The organism is Paenibacillus sp. FSL H3-0469, from assembly GCF_038051945.1.
Taxonomy (GTDB): Bacteria; Bacillota; Bacilli; order Paenibacillales; family Paenibacillaceae; genus Paenibacillus_AQ.
In genome coordinates this window covers 5897715-5910277 of record NZ_CP150302.1, presented here as the reverse complement: position 1 = coordinate 5910277, position 12563 = coordinate 5897715, and the positions used below count along the sequence as shown (strand labels likewise).

At 54.7% G+C, this 12563-nt stretch carries 11 protein-coding genes; 1 reads left to right on the top strand and 10 read right to left on the bottom strand.

What is annotated here, in order from left to right; all coding sequences use genetic code 11:
* The first annotated feature begins 40 nt into the window (after window positions 1-40).
* Window positions 41-1012, top strand: a complete 972-nt coding sequence (locus NSS83_RS25820) for an S-layer homology domain-containing protein (protein WP_341187235.1) — start codon at window positions 41-43, stop codon at window positions 1010-1012.
* 366 nt (window positions 1013-1378) lie between these two features.
* Here the strand turns inward: NSS83_RS25820 and NSS83_RS25815 are convergent, their stop codons facing one another.
* The 10 genes from NSS83_RS25815 to NSS83_RS25770 all read right to left on the bottom strand — a co-directional run bounded on the left by NSS83_RS25815 (window position 1379) and on the right by NSS83_RS25770 (window position 12479).
* Window positions 1379-3607 carry a Tex family protein gene (locus NSS83_RS25815; protein WP_341187234.1) on the bottom strand — a complete coding sequence of 743 codons (2229 nt, stop codon included), beginning with the start codon at window positions 3605-3607 and terminating at the stop codon, window positions 1379-1381.
* Window positions 3608-3901: 294 nt separating this feature from the next.
* Complete coding sequence (locus NSS83_RS25810; RefSeq protein WP_341187233.1) at window positions 3902-5113, bottom strand: MFS transporter; 1212 nt, start codon at window positions 5111-5113, stop codon at window positions 3902-3904.
* A 71-nt stretch (window positions 5114-5184) separates the two neighbouring features.
* Window positions 5185-5793 (bottom strand): TetR/AcrR family transcriptional regulator, encoded by a 609-nt coding sequence (locus NSS83_RS25805; RefSeq protein ID WP_341187232.1) that lies wholly within the window; start codon window positions 5791-5793, stop codon window positions 5185-5187.
* Between the two features lie 196 nt (window positions 5794-5989).
* Window positions 5990-6340 (bottom strand): type II toxin-antitoxin system PemK/MazF family toxin, encoded by a 351-nt coding sequence (locus tag NSS83_RS25800; protein ID WP_036697332.1) that lies wholly within the window; start codon window positions 6338-6340, stop codon window positions 5990-5992.
* A gap of 3 nt (window positions 6341-6343) precedes the next feature.
* Complete coding sequence (locus tag NSS83_RS25795) at window positions 6344-6625, bottom strand: ribbon-helix-helix protein, CopG family (RefSeq protein WP_036697455.1); 282 nt, start codon at window positions 6623-6625, stop codon at window positions 6344-6346.
* A gap of 211 nt (window positions 6626-6836) precedes the next feature.
* On the bottom strand, window positions 6837-8018 hold the full coding sequence (alr, locus tag NSS83_RS25790) for an alanine racemase (protein ID WP_341187231.1): 1182 nt from the start codon (window positions 8016-8018) through the stop codon (window positions 6837-6839).
* A gap of 180 nt (window positions 8019-8198) precedes the next feature.
* Complete coding sequence (locus tag NSS83_RS25785; RefSeq protein WP_341187230.1) at window positions 8199-9281, bottom strand: outer membrane lipoprotein carrier protein LolA; 1083 nt, start codon at window positions 9279-9281, stop codon at window positions 8199-8201.
* Window positions 9282-9589: 308 nt separating this feature from the next.
* Entirely contained in the window at window positions 9590-10504 is a 915-nt protein-coding gene (locus tag NSS83_RS25780; RefSeq protein ID WP_341187229.1) for a DUF4367 domain-containing protein, read from the bottom strand.
* The gene (locus tag NSS83_RS25775; protein WP_209993366.1) at window positions 10501-11064 is read right to left on the bottom strand and encodes a sigma-70 family RNA polymerase sigma factor; all 564 of its coding nucleotides are present in this window, start codon (window positions 11062-11064) and stop codon (window positions 10501-10503) included. The genes NSS83_RS25780 and NSS83_RS25775 overlap by 4 nt, the downstream gene beginning before the upstream one ends.
* Window positions 11065-11258: 194 nt before the next feature.
* Window positions 11259-12479 carry an MFS transporter gene (locus NSS83_RS25770; protein ID WP_341346789.1) on the bottom strand — a complete coding sequence of 407 codons (1221 nt, stop codon included), beginning with the start codon at window positions 12477-12479 and terminating at the stop codon, window positions 11259-11261.
* Window positions 12480-12563: the final 84 nt, after the last annotated feature.

Here is a 12563-nt window from a genome sequence, read left to right as displayed (position 1 = left end):
GCTCCTGAATCCCATCTATGAGGATAAGAGGTGAGGTATAATGAAGAATACATTAACCCGGATGCACACGGCCAAAATCTCGCTGGCTTGCAGCATTCTGGCGGCAACCTTAGCTATCGGGTCACCGGCTTCCGCTTTCTCGGATCTGAAGGGCCATGCGGCCGAAGCCAAAATCAATGCCCTTCATCAGGAGGGCATCCTTAACGGAGTGACCAGCGACAAGTTCGCGCCAAAGTCCAGCCTTACGTATGCGCAAGGCGTGCAGTTCATGGTAAGCGGCCTGAAGCTTGCTCCGCAGCTCCCCTCCGGCAAGAAGGCCAGCGATTATTTTGACAATGTAAAAAACACCGCCTGGTATGCCTCCGCATTCCTGAAGGCCAAAGAAAGCGGCTTGCCGCTGGAGCGGTCTATTGACCCTAATGCTGTGATGACACGGGTCCAGTTCGCACAATTGCTGCTTCAGGCGCTTCAGAACAAAGGGGACTTCGCGTATACGGAGATGTATGCCAACATTACGGACGGCGGCAAGCTATCCGCTGCGGAGATGAACAGTCTGCAGATTCTGATCAACACCGGACTGGTCATGCTGGAGAAGAACAATACCTTCCGTCCGAACGAGCCGGTGACCCGTGCAGAAGCTGCCGTCCTGGTCTACGATGCCGCCAAATTCGTGAAGGAAGTGATTATGATGGATGAGAACATTTCAGCTCCGTCAAGCACCTATGATGCCGCTGTTACACTGGACAAAGCCGCCGCTGGTGTCAACAAAGCTACGGTGACCGTATCCAATCTGCCGAACCCGGGATATGGCCTGGTCATTGAGCGGATTGAGTTCGGCGCTGACAAAACCGCAGTGATCTACTTCAAGGTAACCTCACCGAAGCCCGGTTCCATGAACCCCCAGGTCATCTCGGCAGGCACCGCCGTCACCTATCTGCCGGAAGGCTATACCGCAGTAGCACAAGCTGCACCTGGCTCGGCAACCTCGGCTGCTTCCAGAGTCACAAAGTAGCAGCCTCCGCCTAACTAGATGCATCACAAAGAGCGCACCGCCGGATATCCGGTCTGGTGCGCTCTTTGTGCTCGTACACCGCCCCAAGCGCTGCCATATCAGCTCCATTTCGCAAAAAAACTGTGCCATCCTGCTGAAGGAAAGCACAGCTTGATTTTTGAGCCTCCGGTCTTTGCGGACCAGGAGGCCGTTATTTGCTTGAAAAGCCCCTTTTGTCACCCTAAACGGACTCAGAAGACGCTAATGAGGCTGTGAGACCTACTTACAGGCTTCGAAGCCTGCATTAACGGCTCCTGAGTCCACAACGGTCCGCAAAACGCCGATTTCAGCCAAATAAGGTCCGCTGAGTCCGTAAAGTCTCTACTTCTACTCCCCGCTGCCCGCCGCCTCACGCGGCTGGCGCATCGTCAGGCTGACGCGGCCCTTCTTCACATCCACGCCGAGTACCCATACGGTAACATTGTCGCCGACGGAGACCACATCCATCGGGTGCTTCACATAGCTGCCGCTAAGCTGGGAGATATGAACCAGCCCGTCGTTCTTGATCCCGATATCGACGAAGGCTCCGAAGTCGATTACGTTGCGTACCGTGCCCTGCATCTCCATGCCGGGCAGCAGGTCTTCCATCTTCAGCACATCCTTGCGGAAGATAGGCAGTGGCAGCTCCTCACGCGGGTCGCGGCCCGGACGCTGAAGACTCTCCAGGATGTCGCGCAGCGTAGGCACGCCCACTTCCAGCTTCACCGCCAGCTCTTCCGCATCCTGAGCGCTTAGCTGCTCTGCAACCTCCTTGCTGCCGAGCTGCTTCACATCCAGCCCCAGCTCGCGGAACAACTTATCCACCACCGCGTAAGACTCCGGGTGGATCGGCGTGCGGTCCAGCGTATTGTCCCCTCCGGGGATACGCAGGAAGCCGATGCACTGCTCGTAGGATTTCGCGCCCAGGCGCGGCACCTTCTGCAGTGCCTTACGCGTAGTGAACTTGCCGTTCTCCTCGCGGAACTTCACAATATTCTTGGCAATCGTCGTATTCACTCCTGCCACATAGGAGAGCAGCGAGGCCGAAGCGGTATTCACGTCGACACCGACATGGTTAACCGCCGACTCCACGACGCCCCTCAGGCTCTCTTCCAGATGCTTCTGCGACACATCATGCTGGTACTGCCCGACACCGATGGCCTTCGGATCGATCTTGACCAGCTCCGCGAGCGGGTCCTGCACGCGGCGGGCGATGGAGGCGGCGCTGCGCTCCGCCACATCCAGATCCGGGAACTCCTCCTGCGCCAGCTTGGAGGCCGAATACACACTGGCCCCTGCCTCGTTAACGATCAGGTAGGCCAGCTCAGGGTCGCCGACCTCGGCAATCACCTCGGCCGTGAACTGCTCCGTCTCCCGCGAGCCGGTGCCGTTGCCGATTACAATGAGCTGGATGCCATATTTGGCGATCAGCTCCTTGAACTTGGCCGCCGCCTCGCGCTTCTTGTTGTTCGGCGGCGTCGGATACGTGACCGCCACCTCCAGCAGCTTGCCGGTATCGTCCACGACGGCCAGCTTGCAGCCGGTGCGGTAGGCCGGGTCGACGCCCAGAACATGGCGTCCCTTCACCGGCGGCTGCAGCAGCAGGCTGCGCAGATTACCTGAGAAGATGGAGATCGCCTGCGTCTCCCCCTTCTCTGTCATCTCCCCGCGCACCTCGCGCTCAACGGAAGGCGCAATCAGCCGCTTGTAGGCATCCTCGGTCACTGCCTCCAGCAGCTCCTTGACCGGAGAAGGCCCCTTCACCAGCTTGCGGATAATGAACGCATGAATCTTGTCCGGCACCACCTCGATGCCGACCTTGAGGATATTCTCCCGCTCCCCGCGGTTGATCGCGAGAATACGGTGCGGCGGCATCCGGTGCACAGGCTCCCGGTATGCATAATAATTCTCGTATACACTTTCCTGCTGGGCATCCTTGGCCTCGGAGACCAGAATCCCCTGACTCGCTGTATACTGGCGCACCCAGGAACGGATAGCCGGATCATCGGCAATATTCTCGGCAATGATGTCCATCGCCCCTTGCAGCGCCAGCTCGGCACTCTCTACGCCCTTGTCCGCATCGATATACTTCGCAGCCTCTTCCAGCGGAACTCCTTGGCGCCTCTGCTCCATGACCCAATCCGCCAGCGGTTCGAGTCCCCGCTCCTTGGCGACACTGGCCCGTGTCTTGCGCTTCTGCTTGAACGGACGGTACAGATCCTCCACTTCCTGCAGCTTCACAGCTTTCATGATACTCGCCTGCAGCTCAGGAGTAAGCTTGCCCTGCTCCTCGATGCTGCGGATCACATCCTTCTTACGGTCGCCGAGGTTACGCAGATATCCGAGCCGTTCTTCGACATCGCGGAGGACGTTCTCGTCCAGCTCCCCGGTCATTTCCTTGCGGTATCTGGCGATGAACGGAATGGTGTTGCCCTCATCGAGCAGCCCCACCGTAGTTCTTACCTGCTTCAGACTGATGCTCAGCTCCTTCGCAATCGCTGCAAGTATCAGTTCCTGCTCCTGACGGGCAGCGGCATCTTCCGCCGCCTTCACCGCCTGATTCGTATCAACGCTCAAGTAGATCCCTCTTTCTATACACAGTCTGAGTTCATAGCTCTCTATTGAAATACTATCACAGTTTGCCGCAGGACCAAAGTTTGCCCCATACAAAAGAAGAAGCGGCCGCACCGTCCCCTCAGGGATAGCGCAGCCGCCATCATGCTAGTATAGCATCAGGTTTAAATTCGTGAACCTGATCAGTAAGACGAAACCGATTTTCCGCATATATTTGACAAATTACCTTCGCACTAGCGCATTGCGATTGTATTCGGTTTTCCGCATACTTTTGTTCAAATGAAATATGATGATGTGCTAGCGCACCGCAGTAACCTGCTTGCTTCTTCTCCGCCGGGCATAGCCTACCGACAGTATGAAGCTGATGAACAAGACGAGCGCAGCCACCGCATAAGGGAAATTAATATCCAGGTCGAACAGGACACCCGCCACAATCGGGCCGGCAATATTGCCAAGGCTCGTATACGCGGAGTTCATTCCCATCACCAGGCCCTGCTGCGAATCATCTGCCATCTTGGACAGCTGGGTGCCGACCGCCGGGCGAAGAATATCCATAGCCAGAAAAACAACAAAGGTCACAGATACAATCGCCACGAAGCCATGCACGAACAGCGTCAGGAGAATCGACAGGCCCGCGATCATCAGACAGGCGGAAATGACCCGGCTCTCTCCGAATTTGTTCAGAATCCAGCTGAATGCGGTAATCTGCACCACCGCCCCGGCAATAGAGCCGAACGTCAGGACAAACGCAATATCCTTAGGGGTGAACGCGAATTTATGATCTACGAACAGTCCGAATACCGTCTCATAGTTGGCCAGTCCGAAGGACAACACGAATACAATAATTAATCCGAAGAAATAAGGCTCGCGATACGAGCGCATGAGCTGCATGATTAGGCTATCGCTATTCCCTTCCATCGTTCTTGCTTCTTCCCGCAGCTCCGCTGAACGCGATTCCGGCAAAACCAGCAAGGTAATAACCGCAACAATGGCAGCCGCTCCCGCAGCGGCGAAGAAGGGAACGCGGATGCCCAGCTCCGCAAGATAGCCGCCGATGCCCGGCCCGATGATGAAGCCTGTGGTAATGGCTGCGTTGATGAAGCCCATGCCCTTGGCCCGCTCCTCCGAGGTAGTGGTGTCTGCCACATAAGCCATAACCGCAGGCATAATCATCGCGGCACCGATACCGCCAAGCATTCTGGATACGAACAGCATCCAGGAGGCATTGGCCAGACCGAACAGAAGCTCCGAGAAGGCAAATACGGCCAGACCGCCGACGATGATTTTTTTACGGCCCATCTTATCCGACAGTCTTCCGGCGAAGGGCGAGACCAGCAGCTGCGTCAGCGAGAAGGCTGCCACCAGCAGTCCGACCACACTTCCGCCAATGCCCAGCTCGTTCATATAGGTAGGCATAATAGGGACAACCAGCCCAATCCCCGTGAACGCCAAAAAGATATTCAACATCAGGAGCAGCATCGCTCCCCGGTTTTTTAACAGTAATGACATTGGTGTTTCCCTCCGTATATCTCTCGGCTTGCTATAAGCTCTGATTGTAACTCATTAATGATCTCTATTTATTACTCCATCTTCCCGGAACCTATCCCCTGAAGCAGGATCTTAATTCCCGCACGGTAGTATGCCCTGATCGTCTCCGGGGTATCGGTCCGCCCTGTGATCTCATGGACCCGGCTGATTCCCTCCAGCATGGCGCTGAGCGTGATTACATAGTTCTCCAGATCACCACGGATCAAATAACCGGAATCCATCCCCTCTTGCAGCAGTACACGGCAGGCCTCTGTCACCGATTCGAAAATATGTGAGAGGCGCTCACGGATCTCCTCCGACAGCGTATGAGATCTTCCGTATTCCTCCAGGGCATGAATCAGCGGATTCTGGATATCTTTTGCATAATGATCCCCAAGCGCGTATAGACGGGCTTCTGTTCCGCTAATCCCGCTCCGCAGCTCCTCCCACTCCTTGAGCCACTTCAGGGTATCCACCTCCACCACGTACAGGAACAATTCATCCTTGCCCGGAAAATGGTGATACAGACTGCCCTTGCTGACCTTCGCGGCTGTGCAGACCTCGTTCATGCTTACAGCACCGTAGCCTTTTTGCGCAAATAAACTGGTCGCATGCTCCAGAATCCGGCTCTTCGTTTCTTCTCCATCTGAGCGTCCCTTCATTGTTAACCCTCCTCTAGACCGACCGATCGGTCTGATTATAACACGCAGTTATCTCCACACACAACCCCCATCATCCATACTCATCTATCCTCGGGTATATCAATAAGTATATATGGACGAACGCCAAAAAAGGCAGCACCGGAATCTATCCGGCCTGCCTTTTGTTACGATGGTTGATGTTATATCCCCGCAGGGTTCAGAAATCAATCAGCCCCAGGCTGATTTGCAGCGAATCATCCACCAGCTTCATGGTCTCATCGTCCAGGTGGGTGATTTTATCCGTTAAGCGTTGCTTGTCAATGGTACGAACCTGCTCCAGCAGAATCACGGAATCCCGGTCAAAGCCATGCGCTGCTGCATCAATCTCGACATGCGTCGGCAGCTTGGCCTTCTGGATCTGGGCAGTGATAGCTGCCACAATCACAGTCGGGCTGAAACGATTGCCAATATCGTTCTGAATGATCAGTACCGGCCTTACTCCACCTTGCTCAGAACCCACAACCGGTGAAAGGTCGGCAAAAAAAACGTCGCCGCGTTTAACAATCAATAGTTACACCCCGCTTACTAAGCGGCCAAGAGTACTGTCTGCATCTTCCTCTGCGAGAAAGGCCTCGCATGCCATGGTCAAATTAATCTTAGCCATTTCCATATAGCCCCGCTGCATGGACTCGCGGATGGTACGTTTCCTCCGATCGCTCAAGTACAGCTTCATGGCCTGCCTGATCAATTCACTACGGTTAGAGTTCTCCAGTTGAACGATCCCATCTACTTCCTGCAAGAGATGATCGGGCAAGCTGATCATGATTCTTTTGGTGTTCTGCAAATTGGCCACCTTCTCTTCCACCCCCACAAACCTTCTGCCCTTGTGTTCCAGTGTTACAATATACAAGGAATTTTATACAAGGAATATATGCCGCCAGTATATCAAGTATGCTGCATCCCATTATAAACTAGAAATGGCGGTTCGTATAGACTATAAGTCACAAGCTCTACACGGTACGTTCCTTATATTCAGTTCCTGTACTAGGTATCTGGTCAGGGTATTAGGCTTGCAGCAAGGGATTGACGAGGTTGGGTAACATACCTTGGCGTACATACACGCGCGGTACCCGGTGAGCCAGCATACAGATTACTTCGTAGTGGATCGTCCCTAAATGGAGCGCCAGTTCATCTGCCGTGATCGACTCGGTGCCCTGGCGGCCGATGAGTACAACCTCTTCGCCTGCTTTGATTTGTTCCGCTTCAAGAGCGAAAGATTTGAGTGATACCATACACTGGTCCATGCAGATTGTTCCGACGACAGGAACGCGGCGTCCGCGTATTAGCACCTCCGCTTTGCCTGTTAGCATGCGGGAATATCCGTCAGCGTACCCCACGGGGAGCGTAGCGATGATCTCATCGCCTGCCGTGAAGTACCGGGTGCCGTAGCTGATGCCTGAGTCAGGCGGCAGGGTTTTGACATATACAGCCTGCGTCTTCAGCGTCATTACCGGGTGCAAGGCCACCAGCTCGCGGTTCACCTCAGCCGAGGGGTAGAATCCGTACAAGCTTATGCCTACACGCACCATGTTAATGGATAGTAGAGGTGTATCAATGGCCGTAGCGCTATTGCCCGTATGTATGATCGGGATGGTAATGTTCATGTCCCGAAGCGCCTCCGCCACGCTCATGAAACGTCGGTGCTGCATTAGTGTATAGCTTTTATTGTGTTCGTCTGCTCTGGCAAAATGGGTGAACATGCCTTCAAGCTCCGCCTGTGCCACCGCATGCACCTCAGCGATGAATGCGGGCGCATCCTCCGGCAATAATCCCAGTCTTCCCATTCCGCTGTCAATCTTGATGTGTACCTTCAGCCGGTGCTCCTTCTCTGCAGGAAGGGCGCTAACCGCTTCCAGTACCTCCGGTGTGAACAGTGTAACGGTAATATTGTTCTCCCAGGCTACGGCAATGCCCTCCGGTGAAGTATAGCCCAGCACCAGGATAGGAAGTAGTATTCCCGCCTGACGCAGCTCCAATGCCTCATCCAGAAAAGCAACACTGACGTAATCTGCTCCAAGCCGCTCCAGCTCCCGCGTCACCTCCACTGCTCCATGTCCATACGCATTTCCTTTGACGCATCCCATGAACTTGGTCTCCTGCGGCAATACGCCGCGTAAAGCTTCGTAGTTGGCACGCAAATCATCCAGGTTAATCTCGGCTGCTGTCGGCCGATAGCTTGCCTTCACTTCAGGTCACCTTCTTACATTGTAGTAAAACATCTCTGCCTTGTTCGCACAGATCAGAAGTCTTACTGCCAATGGTAATGCTCGTGAAGGCCGCTGTCAATGTGAGCAGGTGTAGGCAAAAAACGGATACCGCGGGTAGAGGAATGATTCCCACCTTGCGCAGTATCCGCCCACTGATTTTTATTTACCCGATTGTTCCTCCATAGAAGCGGCTATTTGCATCATTTCTGGAACTGGCAGATTTGCGCTTGTAATCCGGTACTCTACACCTTCGCTCATCCAGGTCAGCGTCTGCTGCTCATCCCCGCTAAGCAGGCCTGCCGTGAAGCCCAGATCGACCAGTGTTCCGGGAGCCAGCGACACCGCACGGTCCAGCGGACGGGCTTCCATAATCGTATACTGGTAGACGCCGTCATAGCGGATCAGCACCGCATGGTCCTTGCTGCCTTCAATCTTATTGGTGTCCTTCAGCTTCACACCGGCCGGAATGTAAGCCGGCTCAATGATCCCGAAGTCGCCCAGCTCGGCCGTAACCGGCTCACCGGTCTGTTCACCATCTTCAGAGACCACCGGATTGCCATCCTGATCCACTTCCGCCATCGTGTTCTCGGAAGGGCTGCCGGCTGCCATATTCTTCTGCATATCGAAGGAGTCTGCTGTGAATTCCGGATCGAACTTGAAGCTGTCGAAGGTCACATTCACCACAACCTTGGCTTCGGAATCCGATACCTGTACCTGCTTCGGCTCATAGGTCTTTTTGTTCAGCCAGATCTTCTGGCGGACCAGCGCACTGCTCTGATAGTTGGCAGCGACCTCGAACACATAATTATCCCCGTCCTCCACGAACTGCCGGTTGTTGTCGGAGACAATCCCCTTCAGCAGCGTCTGGTACAGATACACCTGACCCTGGCTGTCCGGCCAGTCGCTCTGGAAGCGGAAGCTTTTGCCCAGGCTTGGGGTCAGAACGAATACGCCCTCATCATTGCGCAGCACAATCTGCTTCACGTCCTTCTGGACGTTCGACAGGCTGATCCGGTAATACGAAGGGTTCTTATACCATACCTCCACCTTGTAATCCTGCGGCTGCTCCCCGGTGTACAAGGTCATCGTGCCTGAGCCCTGATAAGCTCCCTGCTTGCTCTCCAGCTTGTCAGACACTTGATTCAGATCCTTGACCACAGAGGCGGAATCCTTCTTCCCGCACCCCGCCAATACTAAGGCCACGCTCATAATGATCGCGAGTACCCATGTTATCCGGCGCATGACATCATCCCCTTAACCTGTTTTGAATGCATTGATTAGTACATGTCTATGAAGGACTTGGCCTCAATATGCAGACGGGCATGACAAGCATGAAGAGAAGTGTTATTCCAGCCGCGAATCCGCTCCTGTCCCCCACGAATCTAACAATCTATGTATGGTTCCTCTTATTTCCCCTTCTATAGTAGAAACACCATTTCAAAAAGCACCAGCCCGCACTCCCCGCCACGCTCCGGGGTTGCAGTCTGGTGCTCTGATTGATCCTATGCCTATCTATGCTCGTACCTGTCCCTTATCTGTTGCTTAACGGCTTACCAGTTAATCGACTCTGCGATCTTCAGCACCTCAGCCCGGTCCAGGCCGCGGGTGCTGAGGCCGTACATCACGCCGTTCGCTTCCCAGTCCAGGCTTCTGCCACCGACCAGAACCGCATCCGTCCCCTTAAGCTTCACCTGCTCCACCTTGTCGTCAGTTGCCATTGAAAAGGCATTCTCCTCATTGGCCAGGCGCAGCTGCATCCAGATTCGCTTAGTCTTATCCTTGCTGCCAAAGAACAGCTCAACAATCTGCCCGCTTACGCCCTCCTCATCCTTATAGAACTCCCCGTGGTCAAAGGCAAAGCCCTCAGGCAGGTATTCCGGCAGCTTTACCTTGAAAAGGGCGTATTGATCCAGCTTCGCTGCCTCCTTGACGGTAAACTTCTGCTCTGACGCTTCCTTGTCAAGCTGCTCCTGCCCGCTCAGGGTAATCAGCTTATCCCCGTCGAAATTGACGATGGCCTCCCCGGCTGCATTGAAGATGGCTTCAGGCATGGGGTTCAACGAGGTCACCGGATTACCGTCCTGGTCAAATATCTTGCCCTTCCAGGCCGCCGGGAACTCCTTAGGGTGGCTTCCGTCCATCTGAGCGACCTCGATGTTGTCCAGATGGACGGACTTCAGCACACGTTCCAGTATTTCTTCCGCGAAAGAAGGTCTCACGAAAGACACGCTCACCACGGCTGCCACCAGCAGGGAAGCTGCAATCATCACCGGACGTCTGATCCGTTGGTTGTTCTTCATACTATCATCCTCCTGTTGTCTCTGAATGGAGCGGCTTCTCACCTGGCGGAGAACCGCCGCCGGATCGGACTCCCTGGAGAAGTCCTGGCTTGCCAGATAACCCCCTAGCTCCTGAATCTCCTGCTCCGTAAAATCCGGCTGCACCGCCTTCTTCTTCTTGCTCATAGCTCTTCCACACTCCCTATTTCGGATTTCAATTTTCGCATGCTGCGATAGAGAATGACTCCGACATTGCTCTCCGAGATTCCGGTAATCCGGGCAATCTCCGTATTCTTCAGATCCGCCCCGAACTTCAGGGCGATGAGGTTACGTTCCTTCGGGCTGAGCGTGTCCAGCGCCACCTGCAGCCTATCGCTGCGCTCTCTGCCGAGGATGAGCGTCTCCGGCTCTTTTTTGCCAGACACCAGCTCCCGGATACTGTCCAGTGAGAAGAAGCGCTGCCGCGCGCGGCTCCGGTAATAATCATTCACAACGTTGCGGGCAATGGCGAACAGCCACACCTCAAGCGGCGCTTTCTCCGGGGAGTAACCGGGCAGCTTGGACAGCGTCTTCTCGAACACCTGGCTGGCCAGATCCTCTGCGGTGTAACGGCAGTTCACCCGGTAGGCGATATAGTTGAATATCCGTTTATAATAGGCTTCAAAAACTGCTGCAAACTCAAGCTCTGTCTCTATATGAGCAGGAACTCTATCATGTATCAAAGGCAGCAATGCGCGCTCTTGCATCCTTGTGGCACTCCTTTCCAGGAAGATTCTACTTGGCCAAGTAATTTACATGAGCTAATACGCTCTATCTATCGAATCCATTACATATGCAGGCACAAAAAAAGACAGAGGATCGAAGCTCCCCTGCCTACTGTAGTTTTTTTAGGAATTACTGGCTATGCGGATTATTGCTGAACGCGGCAAGGCTCCTTTTCTCAAGCTTGCTCCTTCTTCCCGGTCAAAAAGTAGATCAGCGCCAGCACTGGCAGTGCCAGCCCGATTAGGGTTGTCAGACTCCAGCCGCCGTAAGCGTAGGCCCAGCCCCCGAGTGATGATCCTACGGCGCCTCCAATGAAGAAAATCGCCATGAACAAGCCGTTCAGCCGCCCCCGGGTCTCATTGCCCAGTGAATAGATCGCCCGTTGTCCCAAGACCAGATTGCCGGACACGCTCATATCGAGCAGAATCGCCGTCAGCACCAGCAGGTCGAGGGTAAGATTGGAATCATCCCGGAGCACATAAGCCAGAATGAAGGATACCGCAGCAAGCGAAATGCCAAGACCGGTCAGCAACCGGGTCCAGCCCTTGTCAGCCAGTCGTCCCGCAATCGGCGCGGCTACAGCTCCGCCCACCCCAGCCAGGGCAAACAGGGCGATTCCTTGCTGCGACAGATGAAACTCACTGGACAGGTGCAAGGGAACGGTCGTCCAGAACAGACTGAACGCGCCGAACAGGCTGGCCTGGTATAGAGCGCGGCGCCGCAGTACCGGCGTGTGCGTGAGCAATTGGCCCAGAGAGCGGAGTAATTGTCCGTAACTCAAGCCGGGAGCGGGCTTCCGGGCGGGCAGAACACGGGATAGTAACAACGTCAGCAGCGCAGTCACGATAGCCGAAACGATGAAGATGGATTTCCAGCCCCATAATCCGGCCATGAAGCTGGCGACCGGGCGGGCGAACATAATGCCCAGCAGCAGTCCGCTCATTACATTGCCTACTACGCGGCCGCGATCTTCCTCTGTGGCCAGATAGGAGGCATAGGGCACCAGGACCTGCGCCGCTACCGAGCCCAGTCCGATCAGCAAGGATGCGGCCAGGAACAGCGGTGCATTCGGTGCCAGGACGGATAGCACCAGGGCGGCCACAACCAGAATCAGCGACATCACCGTCAGCCGGCGGTTCTCAATAATATCGCTGAGCGGGACAATGAACAGCAGTCCGGCTACGTAACCGATCTGCGTCAGGGTAACAATTAGCCCTGTCGCTCCGGCCGACAGATGAATCGCCTGCCCGATGGGCCCAACCAGCGTCTGGGTATAATAAAGATTCGCTACGATCAGTCCGCAGGATACGGCCAGCAGAAAAGTGATCCAGCCTGGAACAGCCTTTACGGCTTCAGGGGAACCTGCTTGTTGTTGCACTGGAACTCCAGCCTTCATTTGAAACTCCACCTTCCATTTTTTAAATACTGAACATCCAGTTCATTAATTGCCATGACCAAATAATATACTAAACGTTCAGTA